Here is a 14,862-nt window from a genome sequence, read left to right as displayed (position 1 = left end):
GGCACGAACAATCTGTTCGCAAAATGTCATCGGCGATGTTTCGCGGCTGTCACCGAAGGAAGCACGCCGAAGCTGTCGCGATACGCGGCGGCGAATCGGGAAGGGTGCGAGAAACCCCATCGCCGGGCCACCGCGGTGACCGTCGCGTATGCCCCGGACTGCAGGTCACGATGCGCGCCGTCCAATCGCGCGCGTCGCAGCGACTCTGCCGGCGTCGTACCGAGTGCCCGTCGGAAGGCGTACTGCAGTCCGCGTGTAGAGATGTGGACGGCTGCGGCGACGTCATCGACGGTGATCGGCCGGTGTGAATTCTCTGCGATGAAAACGAGTGCGCGACGCACGGTCGCTGGAGCCGCTGTGGTCTGCGCCGGGAGATGGTGCTCGCGGTGGCCCGTCAGCGCGAATGCCGCGAGCGTCGTCGCCGCCGCATGGCGAGCCAGCTCGCTGTCGAGGAGTTCGTGATCGTCTGTGCTGGTCTCGAGGGCTGCAGCGCTCGACTCGAGATAAGCGAACATGCGGTCCCATGCTGCGGCCGCGTGCGGGGATCGGGGCGAGAGGTCGGCGACGCGGATGGAGAGGTCGTCGTCACCGCTGATCCGCCGGGCGAGGCGCGACAGGGCGTCGCGCTCGAACACCAGTGCGGTGACCCGGGCCCCTGCATCCCACCGCGCATGCACTCGCGGCCCGTCGGAGATCCAGGGGCGGCGCGCATCGAGATCGTCGCGGTCGGAGAACACCCGTGCATCTGGACCATCGACTCGGCAGACGAGAATCTGGTCATGTGGTTCTGCCGTCGAGCGGACCTCAGCCGCCAGGTCGTAGCGAACGAGGCTCACACCCCCGAAATCCGCCGAGTGCCAATCGAAGCGGAACCGCTCGGGGTCGACGTCGTGAAGGACTGCGGACGGGACGAACTGCTTCCAGGTGCTCTCGACTCGGGAGACGTCACTGGTTCGGAACCGCATTGCGAGGCACCTCCCCGAGAGTGCGGTGTGCGCGCACCGGCCAGGTGCCGTCGAGTCGCTCCTCCGGCTCGAGGCGACCGACCCGGATGAAGTACTCCGTGAGGCTCGCCGCCTGAGAACGGGCCCACCCGATCTGCCGCGTATGCAGCTCTTCGAGGGTCTCGGGAAGCACGAACTGACGCGCCAGCGCCTGCGCGACCCGGCCTGCGGCCACCGCATCGGCGGCGGCCTCGTGGGCGTCGTCGAGTTGAACGGCGTAGAGAGCCGCGACCACCTCGAGGGTGCGCTTGCCTGGACGGTACCGGTCGTAGGCCTTGTCGATCACGAGAGGGTCGATGATCGGCGCGGGGTCCTCGAGCGGCGCGACTCCGTGGCGGCGCGCCTCATGCGCCAGGAGGGAGAAGTCGTACGCCGCGTTGTACGCGACGATCGGAACACCTTGGGAAAGCAGCGATCGCAGGGCAGCGGTCACCTCTCCGACCACTTCAGCACCCGGACGGCCATGCCGCCGGGCATGCTCGGTCGTGACTCCGTGCACGGCTGTGGCGCCCTCCGGGATCGGAACGTCAGGATCCGACAGCCAATCCCTCGCGGCGATCTCGCGCCCATCCGCATCGAGGAGACCCACATGCGCGGTGACGACCCGGTCCTTCTCGACATCGACTCCCGTGGTCTCGAGGTCGAACACGCCGACACGAGTGATCCAGTGCGGGAGCGAGGGGGCCGGGGGCATGGTTTCACCGTAGATCCGGGCTCCGACATCCGCACGGAGGCGCACGGAGAGCATGCAAGCGTCGACTCTAGACTTGGATCATGACCGTCCACTCTCCCTATGCAGACCGCCTCAGCCGACTGCCGGTCGTGCGCCACGAGGTCGAGGTCCGCGGCGGTACGACCGTGTTCTGGGAGTACGGACCTGCCGACGCCGCCGTGACGGTGGTCGCTGTGCACGGATTCCGGGGCGAGCACCACGGGCTCGAGCCGGTCCTCGCCTTCCTTCCAGAGGTCCGGGTGATCTCTCCCGATCTCCCCGGATTCGGCGAGACCATGCCTGTCGCCGGCCGTACGTACGATCTCGACGAGTACGTCGCCTGGCTGACGGAGTTCGCGGAGGCGGTGGCTCCCGGAGCGGTGATCCTCGGACACTCCTTCGGATCGATCGTCGCCTCTGCGGCGGTCGCAGCGGGGCTCGAGACCCCGCGGCTGATCCTGATGAATCCGATCGGCGCGCCCGCTCTCGAGGGGCCCAAGGGCATCATGACGCGCCTCGCGGTCCTGTACTACTCGCTCGGGGCGCGCCTGCCCGAACGAGCGGGCACCGCACTCCTGCGCAACCGTCTGATCGTCAGGGTCATGAGCATCACGATGGCCAAGACATCCGACCCGCAGTTGCGACGGTTCATCCACGATCAGCACGACACGTACTTCTCGCGTTTCGCAGACCGCGACGTCCTCCGCGATGCGTTCGTGACGAGTGTGTCGCATGACGTGAGCGAGTTCGCCTCGTCGATCTCGACGCCGACTCTGCTCATAGCCGCCCAGCGGGACGACATCACCCCCATCGAGATGGAGCGACAGCTCGCGACCCGCTTCGACGACGCCACCCTGGTCGAGATCGCCGAGGTCGGGCATCTGATCCACTACGAGACGCCTGCAGAAGCTGCGGGCGCCGTTCGCCGATTCCTCAGGATTCCCGTCGAGCGAGGCCGATGAGGCCGGCGACACGGAACGGGATCACCTCGCCCATCGCGAGTGAGGTCTCGGTGCGTTCGACGCCTTCGATCGACAGGATGCGCGCGTCGGTGTCGAAGAGGTGTCTGGCATCCCTGCACGCGACGCGCGCGAGCAGATCGATCGAGCCGCTGAGTCCGTGCGCCTGCACGACTTCGGGGATGCGCGCCAGCTCGTTGATGATGCGTGGCAGCTCGGTCTGACGCACTCCGATGCTCACGAATGCCTGGAGCGGGAAACCCAGCACATCGGTGGAGAACGATCGCTCGTACGACTGGAAGATCCCGGTCTGCTCGAGCCTCGCCATACGCGCCTGAATGGTGTTCCGGGACAGCCCGAGATTCTCCGCGAGCGCGACGATCGTCACCCTGGGGTCATCGGCGAGAGCGGCGAGAAGTTCCAGATCAATGCGGTCAAGTCCGGCCATAGTGCCAAACGATAGCAGGGTGGTGACTGCCGATATTTGGCAACATGCTCAAGCCGATCGCAGTTGCTTGAGCGAGGTGATGAGCGGACGTACGCTCGACTCAACCGGCGATGATGCCGGGGCCGAGCGTAGAACCCGTGACGACGGCCACGAATGAGGAGGACGATGATGTCACCGCAGATCACCCCGATCGCCGATACGGCACAGGATCTCGAACTCGCCGAGCGCATCCTCTCACCCGAGGGCGAGCGGATCTCGAACCCGATGCTCGATTCCTACGTCGATGACGTCGACGCGGCACAGCTGCGGGCGCTTCATCGCGACATGGTCATCCTCCGTCGCATCGACGCAGAGGGCGTCGCGCTCCAGCGCCAGGGACAGCTCGGACTCTGGGCGCCCTGCCAGGGACAGGAGGCGACCCAGATCGGCACCGCGAAGGCACTCGCTCCGCAGGACTACGTCTTCCCGAGCTATCGGGAGACGGGGGTCATCTATGCCCGTGGCGCGAAGCCCGGCGACTTCGTCCGCATGTGGCGGGGCGAGGAGGGCGCGGGTCACGACCCCGCAGCGCTCCGGGTCGCTCCGCTGCAGATCATCATCGGAGCGCAGACGCTCCACGCTGTCGGCTACGCGCTCGGCATCCGCCATGAAGGCGCGGACGAAGTCGCGGTCACCTACTTCGGCGACGGTGCCACGAGCCAGGGCGACGTCAACGAGGCGATGATCTTCGCTTCCTCTTATCAGGCCCCGGTCGTCTTCGTCTGCCAGAACAACCACTGGGCGATCTCGGAGCCCGTGTCGGTGCAGTCGAAGTATCCGATCGCCGGGCGGGCGCCCGGTTTCGGCATCCCGAGCCTCCGCGTCGATGGCAACGATGTTCTCGCCTGCATGGCCGCGATGCGCTGGGCACTCGAGCACGCCCGCTCGGGAAAGGGCCCCGCCTACATCGAAGCGGTCACGTACCGGATGGGACCGCACACGACAGCCGACGATCCGACGCGCTATCGCAGGGACGACGAGCTCGAGGCGTGGCGCCGTCGCGACCCTATCGCGCGGCTGGAGGCGCACCTGCTGTCGATCGGCGAGCTGAGCGATGAACAGGTCGCTGACACGCAGAAGGCCGCCGACATCGCGGCACGAGAGATGCGCGCCGAGTGCCTGAGCATGGCGACGCGCCTCCCGCTCGCTGTGTTCGACGGCGTCTATGCCGAGCCGCATGCCGGTCTCGAGCGTCAGCGTGATGAGTACGCCGCGTACTTGGCCTCCTTCGACGGCGAGGTGTGATGATGACGCAGATCACTCTCGGGAAGGCGCTCGGCGCCGGCCTCCGCCAGGCGATGCGCGACGACGACAAGGTCGTGCTGCTGGGCGAGGACATCGGCAGACTAGGCGGCGTCTTCCGCATCACGGACGGACTCCTCGACGAGTTCGGTGCGAACCGCGTCATCGACACGCCTCTCGCCGAGTCCGGCATCGTCGGCATGGCTGTCGGGTTGGCGTTCCGTGGCTACCGGCCCGTCGTCGAGATCCAGTTCGACGGCTTCGTGTACCCCGCGTTCGATCAGATCGTCGCCCAGGTGGCCAAGCTGCACTTCCGCACGCAGGGGCGGGTCAGGATGCCGATCACGATCCGCATCCCGTGGGCCGGCGGGATCGGCGCGGCCGAGCATCACTCGGAATCGCCTGAGGCCTACTTCGTGCATACGGCAGGACTCCGCGTGATCGCCGTGTCGAATCCCGAGGACGCGTACCGGAGTCTTCGTCAGGCCATCGCGTCAGACGACCCGGTGATCTTCTTCGAGCCGAAACGGCTCTATCACCACAAGGGCGAGGTCGACCTCGACGCACCGTTGGCGGATGCTGCGCCGATGGGACTCGCACGTGTCGTCCGAGCAGGTGACGATGCGACACTCATCACCTACGGCGCGATGGTCACGACGGCGTTGCAGGCGGCCGAGGCTGCGGAGGACGAGGGCATCTCGCTGGAGGTCATCGACCTGCGCTCGCTGTCGCCCGTCGACTACGACACGGTCGCGACGTCGGTCCGCAAGACCGGACGGGTCGTCGTGGCTCACGAGGCATCACGGGAGGCGGGCATGGCCGCCGAGGTGATCGCGAGCGTCACGGAGCGATGCTTCGAATACCTCGAGTCCCCGCCGCTGCGTGTGACCGGACACGATGTCCCGTATCCGCCGGCGAAGCTCGAGAAGTATCACTTGCCGGACCTCGACCGGCTGCTGGATGCCGTCGATCGTGTTCTCGACCGTCCGAACAGCCTGACGGGAGCAGACGCATGAATGCGGAGTTCCGACTGCCGGATCTCGGCGAGGGACTGACCGAGGCAGAGGTCGTCCAGTGGCTCGTCGAACCCGGCGACACGGTGACGCTCAACCAGACGCTGGCGGAGGTCGAGACGGCCAAGGCGATCGTCGAGCTGCCTTCTCCCTACGAAGGCGTCGTCGCCGCCCTGCACGCCGAGGCTGGTCAGACGATCTCGGTCGGGGCTCCCTTGATCGAGTTCGACGTGGAGGGGGCCGACGGGCCGTCCGCCGCGGACGCGGCCGGAGTCGATGGGCAGGAGAAGGCGCAGCCCAACCTCGTGGGCTACGGAGCCGCCCCCACGGCATCCGGGCGGCCCGCTCGGCGCGCCCGGCGCGCGGCCGGAGTCAGAGCGACGACCGACACGGCCGTGCTCGAGGCGGCACCGCACGATGCCTCGCCGACGGCGAGCGTCGAGGTCGTCGTCGAACGGCCACGATCCACCCCGCCGGTGCGCGCGTATGCCAAGCGTCTCGGCGTCGATCTCGCCCTGGTGGCCGCATCCGTCGGCAACAGGGTGATCACACGCACCGACATCGACGACTACGTCTCTCGCACGGGAGCGGTCGTCGAGCAGGCCGACCCCGAGCAGAGACACGCTGCGGTTCCGGACGACGCGACCGGGCTCCGGGAGCGCTCGCGGGAGACACGCATCCCCATCCGCGGGGTCCGCAAGCACACCGCCGCGGCGATGGTCGAGAGCGCGTTCACCGCGCCGCACGTGACGGTCTTCCACACGGTCGATGTGACGGCGACCATGGACCTTCTCGAGTCGCTGCGCAACGACCGCTCGCTGTCCGAGCATCGGATAGGCCCGCTCGCCGTCGTCGCGAAGGCGGTGTGCCTCGCACTGACCCGCGCCCCCGGCCTGAACGCACGGTGGGACGATTCCGCCGGAGAGATCGTGCAGTTCGACTACGTCGATCTCGGAATCGCTGCCGCGACCGAACGGGGACTCATCGTGCCCCACATCCGCGACGCGGAGACGCTGAGCCTCATTCAGCTCGCGGATGCCCTGAAGTCGCTCGCCGCCACAGCGCGTGAGGGCAGGACGTCTCCGGTGGAGCTGTCGGGAGGCACGTTCTCGATCTCGAACATCGGGGTGTTCGGAGTCGATGCAGGCACACCCATCCTCCCTCCGGGACAATCGGGGATACTCGCGGTCGGTGCTGTCCGTCACCGTCCGTGGGAGCACCGCGGCGAGATCGCCCTTCGCCACGTGATGACGCTCAGCCTCTCGTTCGACCATCGGATCGTCGACGGAGCCGAGGGCGCGAAGTTCCTCAGGGACGTCGCCGATGTGCTCGAGGAACCCGGTCGGGCGATGCTCCTCAGGTAGCCGCGCGGAGCGCCGATTCCGCCATCGCGGCGAGCACTGCCGCGGTGGCGGAGCGATGTCTGGCTGCCGCCCGCGTGCTGTGCGGTGTCGAGTTGATCAACCCGAAGCACGCCTGCACCCGTAGGCGGAGCTCGTCGGCGTCGGCGTCGACGAGCGGACTCAGCGTGTCGATCCAGAGCTCGATGTAGGCGCGCTGCAGGCGTCGCACCGCGGCATGATCCTGAGCTGCGAGGTGCACGACGTCGCGATCGTGCACGCGGATCACGTCGGCATGGCCGAGGGCGAATTCGACGTGGAAGGCGACGAGTGCGCGAATGCGCTCTTCCGGCGTGGACCCGTCGGACGCGACCCGGGTGCCACCGGTGACGAGATCGTCGCTCACCTTGATCAGCACGGCACCGAGCAGGGCCTGCTTTCCTGCGAAGTGGCGGTAGACGGCCGGGCCGGATACGCCCACGGCGGCGCCGATGTCCTCGAGGCTCACGCCGTTGTACCCGCTTTCGGCGAAGAGCCGCGCCGCCTCTCGGAGGATCGCGTCCGACCGCTCTGCCTTGGCGCGATCTCGCGCGGTGAGGGGGCTTGTCATCTCAGTTAATCCTCGCTAACCTGATGCCGTCGGTTAGTGAACACTAACCGAGAAAGCATCCAGTGCGCCAGAGCGATGACGCCGGCGCCGTGTGGTCGAGGAGGACGTCACGATGCCCGCAACCCAGCAGGCCCTCGCCGCCGAGCTGCACGAACGGCTTGCGGTCGCCTTCGGAGGCGGGCCCGAGGCATCTCGCGAGAGGCACATCGCTCGGGGCAAGCTGCTTCCGCGTGACCGAGTGGCCAGGCTCCTCGACGAGGGCAGCCCGTTCGTCGAGATCGCGCCTCTGGCGGCCGACGGACTGTACGGGGGAGAAGCACCGGCCGCCGGAGTCATCGCCGGGATCGGTCTCGTGCACGGACGCCACGTGATGGTCGTGTGCAACGACGCCACCGTGAAAGGCGGAACGTATTACCCGCTCACGGTCAAGAAGCACCTGCGCGCACAGGAGATCGCGCTCGAGAATCGACTGCCCTGCCTGTATCTGGTCGACTCGGGCGGTGCCTTCCTCCCCAGGCAGGACGAGGTGTTCCCCGATCGAGAGCACTTCGGCCGCATCTTCTTCAATCAGGCCCGGATGTCGGCCGAGGGCATCCCGCAGCTCGCAGCCGTGCTCGGTTCATGCACGGCCGGCGGAGCATACGTCCCCGCTATGAGCGATGAGACCGTGATCGTCCGCGACCAGGGGACGATCTTCCTCGGCGGCCCCCCGCTCGTCAAGGCGGCGATCGGTGAGGTCGTCTCCGCGGAAGAGCTCGGCGGCGGCGAACTGCACGCCCGGCGGAGCGGCGTGGTCGACCACCTCGCTGAAGACGACGAGCACGCGCTGGAGATCCTGCGTGACATCGTCGCCACGCTGCCGGCGCCTCTCGACCCGGCGTGGGAGGTGCATGACACGCGTCAGCCCGCGGAGTCGGGATCGCTCTACGACGTCGTCCCCGTCGACGTCAACGCCGCGTACGACGTGCACGATGTCATCGCGAGGCTGATCGACGGCGATACGTTCCGGGAGTTCAAGGCAGAGTATGGCACCACGCTCGTCACGGGGTTCGCGCGACTGCACGGGCATCCGGTCGGGATCGTCGCGAACAACGGCGTGCTGTTCAGCGAGTCCGCTCTGAAGGGTGCGCATTTCATAGAGCTCTGCGATCAGCGCGGCATCCCGCTGGTGTTCCTGCAGAACATCTCGGGCTTCATGGTCGGGTCGGACGCAGAGGCAGGAGGCATCGCGAAGGACGGAGCCAAGATGGTGACCGCGGTCGCCAGCACGCGCGTGCCCAAGCTCACGGTGATCATCGGCGGTTCCTTCGGCGCCGGCAACTATTCGATGTGCGGACGGGCGTACTCACCGAGGTTCCTGTGGACGTGGCCGGCCAGTCGCATCTCGGTGATGGGCGGCGCTCAGGCGGCCTCCGTTCTCGGGACGGTCAAGGACGATCAGCTCGCGGCACGTGGACAGACCTGGAGCTCCGAGGAGCGGACGGCGTTCGAGCAGCCCATCCGTGAGCAGTACGAGAGCCAGGGCGAGCCGTATTACGCCACAGCCCGCCTGTGGGACGACGGAATCATCGATCCAGCTCACACCCGCGACCTTCTGGGGCTCGCCCTCGACGTGGTCGCACGAAGCCCTCTGCCCGAACCGCGTTTCGGCCTCTTCCGGATGTGACCGCCATGACGAACACCTCTGCCTCCCGTGACTTCGACACGGTCCTCGTCGCCAATCGTGGCGAGATCGCGCGGCGCATCATCCGCACGCTGCGCGGACTCGGCATCCGCAGCATCGCCGTCTACAGCGATGCGGATACCGACGCACCCCACGTGCGCGAGGCCGACGACGCCGTGCGGATCGGCCCGCCGCCGGTCGCCGAGTCCTACCTCGACATCGACGCCGTGATCGCGGCCGCGCGTGCGACGGGAGCGCAGGCCATCCACCCGGGCTACGGCTTCCTCTCGGAGAGCGTGGCGCTGGCAGAGGCCTGCGCAGAGAGCGGCGTCGTGTTCATCGGCCCTTCGATCGAGGCGCTCCAGATCATGGGCGACAAGGCCAAGGCCCGCGATCACGTCGTCCGGTCCGGAGTCACCGTGGTTCCCGGGTTCGACGCGAGCGGTCTGTCGGACGCGGAGATCGCCGAAGAGGCTGCCGCTGTCGGCTACCCGCTGCTCGTGAAACCGAGCGCGGGGGGCGGCGGCAAAGGGATGGAGGTCGTGGAGGCGCCCGCAGGCCTGAGCGCCGCCCTGGCCTCGGCGCGGCGGGTCGCACGATCGGCGTTCGGCGATGACTCGCTGATCCTGGAGAGGCTCATCCGGCGTCCACGCCACATCGAGGTGCAGGTCTTCGGCGACACGCATGGGACGGTGATCGCCCTCGGCGAGCGCGAGTGCACGCTCCAGCGCCGCCACCAGAAGGTGATAGAAGAGGCTCCGTCCGCAGGGATCCCCGACGCGACCCGGGACCGCCTTCTCGAGGCTGCGACGCAGGCCGCGGCGAGCGTCTCGTACGTGGGCGCAGGCACCGTCGAGTTCCTCATCGATGCCGATGCCCCGGATCAGGTCTTCTTCATAGAGATGAACACCCGCCTGCAGGTCGAGCACCCGGTCACAGAGGAGGTGACCGGACTCGACCTCGTCGCTCTCCAGATCAGCGTCGCCGCGGGAGGGCACCTCGAATCCGCACCGACGCTTCGCGGGCATGCGGTCGAGGCGCGCGTGTATGCGGAGTCGCCCGAGCGCGGTTTTCTCCCCTCGACCGGACGCATTCTGCTCTTCGACCCGCCTCGAGGTGTGAGAGTCGATGCGGCGGTCGAGACCGGCAGCGAGGTGACGGGGTTCTACGATCCGATGATCGCCAAGGTGATCGCGTTCGCGGAGGATCGCGGCACGGCACTCCGCCTCCTCGACGAGGCCCTGAGCAGAACCGTCGTGCTGGGTGTGGATACCAACATCGCGTTCCTCCGACTGCTCTGCCGTGATGAGCGGGTCATGGCCGGCGACCTCGACACCGGACTCATCGAGACGCTTCTACCGCTCGAGGACGAGCCGCCGTCGCCGTCGATGCTGGTGGCCGCGAGCCGCGGTGTCCTGCGGGCCGAGGACGCGGTCGGCGAAGCCAGGAGGGTTCGACGGGCGGGCCATGTGTGGCAGGCGCTCACCGAGCGCGACCGTCACGAGGTCTCGTTCCTCACCGACCGGGGTCAGGTGATCGTCGCTCCGGCATCCGACGGACCTGCGGCTCGCGCGGCTGTCGCCACGGACGTCGACGGCGGCATCTGGGTGAGTGAGGGCGGGCGTACAGTGCACCTGCGCCCGTTGGATCGCCGGGCGCGCATGCTGCACCGGCTGCAGGCACGGGAGCGACGCGAGACCGAGAGCAGCCCGGTTGCGCGGGCTCCGATGCCGGGAAGCGTCGTCGCCGTGCACGTCCGCGACGGCGACCAGGTGACGGCCGGCACTCCTCTCGTCTCGATCGAGGCGATGAAGATGGAGCATCCGGTGGTGGCGCCCCACGACGGGACCGTGCGCCTGACGGTCGCCGTCGGCGATCAGGTACGACGCGATCAACCGGTCGCGCACATGACGACGGAGGAGAACTGAGCATGTTCGAACTGACCGATGAGGAGCGCGAGCTCGCCGCGATGGTGCGCGACTTCGCCGAGGCGGTCGTCGCACCGCAGTCCTACGAAGCGGATCGCACGCACACGCTCTCGATGGACGTCGTGGCACAGATGGGTGATCTCGGGCTGTTCGGGCTTCCGTTCCCCGAGGAGTACGGCGGCCAGGGGGGCGACTACATGGCGCTCGGCATCGCGATCGAGGCCCTCGGGCGCGTCGACCAGTCCATCGCGATCACGCTCGAGGCCGGAGTCAGCCTCGGGGCGATGCCCGTGTTCCGCTTCGGCAGCGAGGAGCAGAAGCGCGAGTACCTGCCCGACCTGCTCGCCGGTCGCGCTCTCGCCGGGTTCGGTCTCACCGAGCCGGAGGCAGGCAGCGATGCGGGGGCGACCCGCACGACCGCTCGTCTCGAAGGGGACGAATGGGTCATCGACGGCTCGAAGCAGTTCATCACCAACTCGGGCACTCCGATCACCCGCTTCGTCACAGTGACCGCCGTCACGGGAAACGAAGGGGGCCGTAAGCAGATCTCGACCATCATCGTCCCCAACGGCACCCCCGGGTTCACGGTGGAGGCCCCGTACGACAAGGTCGGCTGGAACGCATCCGACACGCATCCGCTCAGCTTCGCCGGCGCACGTGTGCCCGTGAGCAACCTGCTGGGGGAGCAGGGGAGCGGCTTCCGCAACTTCCTCAGCATCCTGGATGAGGGACGCATCGCGATCGCCGCTCTTTCGACCGGTGCGGCGGAAGGATGCCTCGAAGCCGCCGTCGACTATGCGAAGAGCCGCACGATCTTCGGCAGTGCCCTCAGCACGCGACAGAACGCCCAGTTCACCCTCGCACGCATGCGTGCCCGAGTGCACACGGCACGACTCGCCTGGCACCACGCAGCGCGTCTGCGCGACGCGGGACGACCGTTCGCCGAGCAGGCCGCCATCGCGAAGCTCGTCGCAGGAGAAGCCGCCATGGACAACGCCAGGGATGCGACACAGATCTTCGGCGGCAACGGGTTCATGAACGAGTTCCCGGTCGCCCGTCACTACCGCGACTCGAAGATCCTCGAGATCGGTGAAGGCACCACCGAGGTGCAACTGCTCGTGATCGCGCGGGCACTGGGGCTCGCCGGGTAGCGTGGCAGCCATGACCGTGGAAGACATCGTTCAGCGGGGGCTCTTCTTCGAGGAGTTCGTGACGGACGCGCGCTACCTGCATCGCCCTGGACGCACGGCGACCGAGGCCGACAACGTCCTCTTCACGACGCTCACGATGAACATGCAGGCGCTGCACCTCGATGCGGCCTTCGCCGACGCGCAGCCACCCTTCGGCGCGCGTCTGATCAACTCGATGTGGACGCTCTCGACGATGGTCGGGGCTTCTGTCGCGCAGTTGACCCAGGGCACTCTGGTGGCCCAGCTGGGGTTCGGCGAGATCGCGTTCCCGCACCCTCTGTTCGCCGGTGACACGCTGTACACCGAGAGCGTGGTCCTCGAGAAGAGGCTGTCGGCATCGCGCCCGGGGCAGGGGATCGTGACCATCGCCCACACCGGACGCAACCAGGACGACACGGTCGTCGCGACGGCGACCCGAACCGTCCTCGTGCACTGCCTGCCGAAGGACGGACGATGACCCTCGACCTCGGACCCGCGCTGCTCTTCTGCCCCGCCGACCGACCTGAGCGATTCCGCGGAGCCCTCGAGAAGGCGGACGCGGTCATCCTCGACCTCGAGGATGCCGTGCTCCCCGAGGCGAAGGCCGGCGCACGACAGCATCTCATCGATGCCGATCTCGACCCTGATCGAGTGATCGTCCGCGTCAATGCTCCGGGCTCAGACGCCTTCACCGCCGATCTCGCGACGCTCGCGCAGACCGATCTCCGCACCGTCATGGTCGCGAAGACAGAGAGCGCGGAGAGCCTCGCCGCCTTCGACGAGAGATTCTCGCTGATCGCCCTGTGCGAGACGGCGAGGGGCGTCCATGCCGCAGATCGTATCGCCGCGCACCCGCAGATCATCGCGATGATGTGGGGTGCGGAGGATCTGGTGGCATCCCTCGGCGGCACCTCCAGTCGCACGGCGAGGGGCGGCTATCGCGATATCGCACGATACGCACGCTCGCGGGTGCTTCTGGAGGCGGGGGCTCACGGCAAGGGCGCGATCGACGCGGTGCACGTCGACATCGAGGATGTCGCGGGTCTCGAGTCCGAAGCGGTCGACGCCGCCGCGTCGGGGTTCGTCGCGACCGCGTGCATCCACCCGAGTCAGGTGGCGGTGATCCGGGCGGCGTACGCGCCTGATGAGGCCAGCGTCGAATGGGCTCGCGGAGTGCTCGCGGCGGCCGAGAGCGAGCGAGGGGTCTTCCGCTTCAGAGGACGCATGGTCGACGAGCCCGTGCTGAGGCATGCGCGCTCGGTGTTGGGCCGCACTCGCTGATCAGAGCAGCTGAGCTGGCGCGCCGGTCAGACCAGCATCCCCTGGTCGATCAGGCGCAGGGAACCGGGAGACGCCTCGAAACGGTGGACCGAACCGTTCGCGAGAACCTCGCCGACCCGAGGCAGCGTGCCACCGGAGACGTGGTCGATCAGCGATCGGATCACGCCTCCGTGCGTCACGACGATGACGGACTCCGCGAGCGGCGCCGAGCGGCGGCGTGCATCACGGGCGATCCCGTCGAGCGCGACGAGAGCCCGCTCAGCGACTCCGTCGAGCGTCTCGGCCCCGGGGACCGGTGACTGCCAGTCGCCGTACTTCTCGATGTACTCCGATACGAGCATGCCCTCGCCCTCGCCGAACTCGCGCTCGCGCACGTCGGGCACAAGCACGGGTGAGCCGAGTCCCAGACTCTCGGAGATGATCTCGGCCGTCTCTCGCGCGCGCTTCAGCGGGCTGGCGTAGATCGAGTGGTGCGTGACGCCCTCGAGCAGTTCTGCGGCGGTCCGTGCATCCGCGCGTCCCTTCTCGTTCAGAGGGATGTCGGTGGACCCCTGGATCCGGCGAGCCAGGTTCCAGTCGGTCTGGCCATGGCGGATGAGCGTGAGCAGAGTCATTCGAGGAGCTCCTGGATCGCGGGGAGCACATCGCTGGTGCCTGCGGCGATGGTGACATCGGCCCAGACATCCGCGCGCGTGGGCTCGCGGTTGATGATGATGAGGGGGATGCTGCGTCGTCGTGCGCGTTCGACGAGGCGCACCCCCGAGTTGACGACGAGGGACGACCCCGCGACGATCAGCGCATCGCTGGCACGGAGCAGAGACTCGGCAGCCTTGAACCGCCCCTGCGGGACGTACTCACCGAAGAAGACGACGTCAGGCTTCAGCATCCCTCCACACACCGTGCACACGGGGACGATGAAGCCGTCTGTGCTCTCGGGGAGCACATCGCCGTCGGGATTCAACGCCACGTTCTCGGGAACCGTGATCCACGGGTTCCGCTCTTCGATCTGCACCGCGATGTCACGACGGTCGAATACCTGGCCGCACTTCAGGCACAGCACCCTGCGCATCGTGCCGTGAACTTCGATCACATGCGAGCTGCCGGCACGCAGATGCAGGCCGTCGACGTTCTGGGTGATGACACCGCTGACGTGACCGGTGGACTCCATCGCGGCGAGAGCCAGGTGGCCCGGGTTCGGCTGGGCTCGGGCGAACGCGCGCCACCCCAGGTGGCCCCCGACCCAGTAACGTCGTCGCGCGGCGTCGTCGGCGAGGTACTTCTGGATGGTCATCGGATCGGTGCGGTTGCGGGATCCCTCGCCACGGTAGGCGGGGATTCCCGAGTCCGTGGAGATCCCGGCGCCGGTGAGCAGAGCGATCCTGCGACCGCGTAGGAGTTCGGCGGTGCGAGCGATGGTGGCCGACAGTTCGACCGGACTCGATGCACTCACAGGA

The 14,862-nt window shown here is 67.8% G+C and carries 15 protein-coding genes; 9 read left to right on the top strand and 6 right to left on the bottom strand.

Features of this window, described 5'->3' with window-relative positions:
* Positions 1-26: 26 nt before the first annotated feature.
* Entirely contained in the window at positions 27-965 is a 939-nt protein-coding gene (locus ACIOU8_RS02800; RefSeq protein WP_400785573.1) for a helix-turn-helix transcriptional regulator, read from the bottom strand.
* Positions 946-1,698, bottom strand: a complete 753-nt coding sequence (locus ACIOU8_RS02795; RefSeq protein WP_400785571.1) for an exonuclease domain-containing protein — start codon at positions 1,696-1,698, stop codon at positions 946-948. The genes ACIOU8_RS02800 and ACIOU8_RS02795 overlap by 20 nt, the downstream gene beginning before the upstream one ends.
* Positions 1,699-1,778: 80 nt before the next feature.
* Here ACIOU8_RS02795 and ACIOU8_RS02790 point away from each other — a divergent pair, with 80 nt between their 5' ends.
* Complete coding sequence (locus ACIOU8_RS02790) at positions 1,779-2,678, top strand: alpha/beta fold hydrolase (protein ID WP_400785569.1); 900 nt, start codon at positions 1,779-1,781, stop codon at positions 2,676-2,678.
* Here ACIOU8_RS02790 and ACIOU8_RS02785 read toward each other — a convergent pair.
* On the bottom strand, positions 2,650-3,123 hold the full coding sequence (locus tag ACIOU8_RS02785; protein ID WP_042536698.1) for an Lrp/AsnC family transcriptional regulator: 474 nt from the start codon (positions 3,121-3,123) through the stop codon (positions 2,650-2,652). The two genes, ACIOU8_RS02790 and ACIOU8_RS02785, sit on opposite strands and share 29 nt — an antisense overlap.
* Positions 3,124-3,291: 168 nt before the next feature.
* Between ACIOU8_RS02785 and pdhA the strand changes: the two genes are divergently transcribed.
* From pdhA to ACIOU8_RS02770, 3 genes are read left to right on the top strand one after another with little or no spacing between them, the layout of a single operon-like run.
* Complete coding sequence (gene pdhA / locus ACIOU8_RS02780; RefSeq protein ID WP_400786867.1) at positions 3,292-4,407, top strand: pyruvate dehydrogenase (acetyl-transferring) E1 component subunit alpha; 1,116 nt, start codon at positions 3,292-3,294, stop codon at positions 4,405-4,407.
* Between the two features lie 2 nt (positions 4,408-4,409).
* The gene (locus tag ACIOU8_RS02775; RefSeq protein ID WP_400785566.1) at positions 4,410-5,420 is read left to right on the top strand and encodes an alpha-ketoacid dehydrogenase subunit beta; all 1,011 of its coding nucleotides are present in this window, start codon (positions 4,410-4,412) and stop codon (positions 5,418-5,420) included.
* Complete coding sequence (locus ACIOU8_RS02770; RefSeq protein ID WP_400785564.1) at positions 5,417-6,781, top strand: dihydrolipoamide acetyltransferase family protein; 1,365 nt, start codon at positions 5,417-5,419, stop codon at positions 6,779-6,781. Before ACIOU8_RS02775 ends, ACIOU8_RS02770 begins: the two co-directional genes overlap by 4 nt.
* Here ACIOU8_RS02770 and ACIOU8_RS02765 read toward each other — a convergent pair.
* A complete protein-coding gene (locus ACIOU8_RS02765) occupies positions 6,774-7,367 on the bottom strand; it encodes a TetR/AcrR family transcriptional regulator (protein ID WP_400785563.1) in 594 nt (197 codons plus the stop codon). The two genes, ACIOU8_RS02770 and ACIOU8_RS02765, sit on opposite strands and share 8 nt — an antisense overlap.
* A 112-nt stretch (positions 7,368-7,479) precedes the next feature.
* Between ACIOU8_RS02765 and ACIOU8_RS02760 the strand changes: the two genes are divergently transcribed.
* The 5 genes from ACIOU8_RS02760 to ACIOU8_RS02740 are packed head-to-tail and all read left to right on the top strand — an operon-like array spanning position 7,480 to position 13,408.
* Positions 7,480-9,033 (top strand): carboxyl transferase domain-containing protein, encoded by a 1,554-nt coding sequence (locus tag ACIOU8_RS02760; RefSeq protein WP_400785561.1) that lies wholly within the window; start codon positions 7,480-7,482, stop codon positions 9,031-9,033.
* A gap of 5 nt (positions 9,034-9,038) precedes the next feature.
* On the top strand, positions 9,039-10,958 hold the full coding sequence (locus ACIOU8_RS02755) for an acetyl/propionyl/methylcrotonyl-CoA carboxylase subunit alpha (protein WP_400785559.1): 1,920 nt from the start codon (positions 9,039-9,041) through the stop codon (positions 10,956-10,958).
* 2 nt (positions 10,959-10,960) lie between these two features.
* Positions 10,961-12,109: an acyl-CoA dehydrogenase family protein gene (locus ACIOU8_RS02750; RefSeq protein ID WP_400785557.1), complete on the top strand. Its 1,149-nt coding sequence runs from the start codon at positions 10,961-10,963 to the stop codon at positions 12,107-12,109.
* Between the two features lie 10 nt (positions 12,110-12,119).
* Entirely contained in the window at positions 12,120-12,605 is a 486-nt protein-coding gene (locus ACIOU8_RS02745; RefSeq protein WP_400785555.1) for a MaoC family dehydratase, read from the top strand.
* Positions 12,602-13,408, top strand: coding sequence for an HpcH/HpaI aldolase/citrate lyase family protein (locus ACIOU8_RS02740; RefSeq protein WP_400785553.1), 807 nt, complete (start codon positions 12,602-12,604; stop codon positions 13,406-13,408). The genes ACIOU8_RS02745 and ACIOU8_RS02740 overlap by 4 nt, the downstream gene beginning before the upstream one ends.
* Before the next feature lie 26 nt (positions 13,409-13,434).
* Here the strand turns inward: ACIOU8_RS02740 and ACIOU8_RS02735 are convergent, their stop codons facing one another.
* A complete protein-coding gene (locus ACIOU8_RS02735; protein ID WP_400785551.1) occupies positions 13,435-14,022 on the bottom strand; it encodes a histidine phosphatase family protein in 588 nt (195 codons plus the stop codon).
* Entirely contained in the window at positions 14,019-14,858 is an 840-nt protein-coding gene (locus ACIOU8_RS02730) for a Sir2 family NAD-dependent protein deacetylase (protein ID WP_400785549.1), read from the bottom strand. Before ACIOU8_RS02730 ends, ACIOU8_RS02735 begins: the two co-directional genes overlap by 4 nt.
* Positions 14,859-14,862: the final 4 nt, after the last annotated feature.

The organism is Microbacterium sp. NPDC087589, assembly GCF_044743635.1.
Taxonomy (GTDB): domain Bacteria; phylum Actinomycetota; class Actinomycetes; order Actinomycetales; family Microbacteriaceae; genus Microbacterium.
Note: the sequence above shows the minus strand (reverse complement) of the source record. Positions and strands in the feature narration are given on the sequence as shown.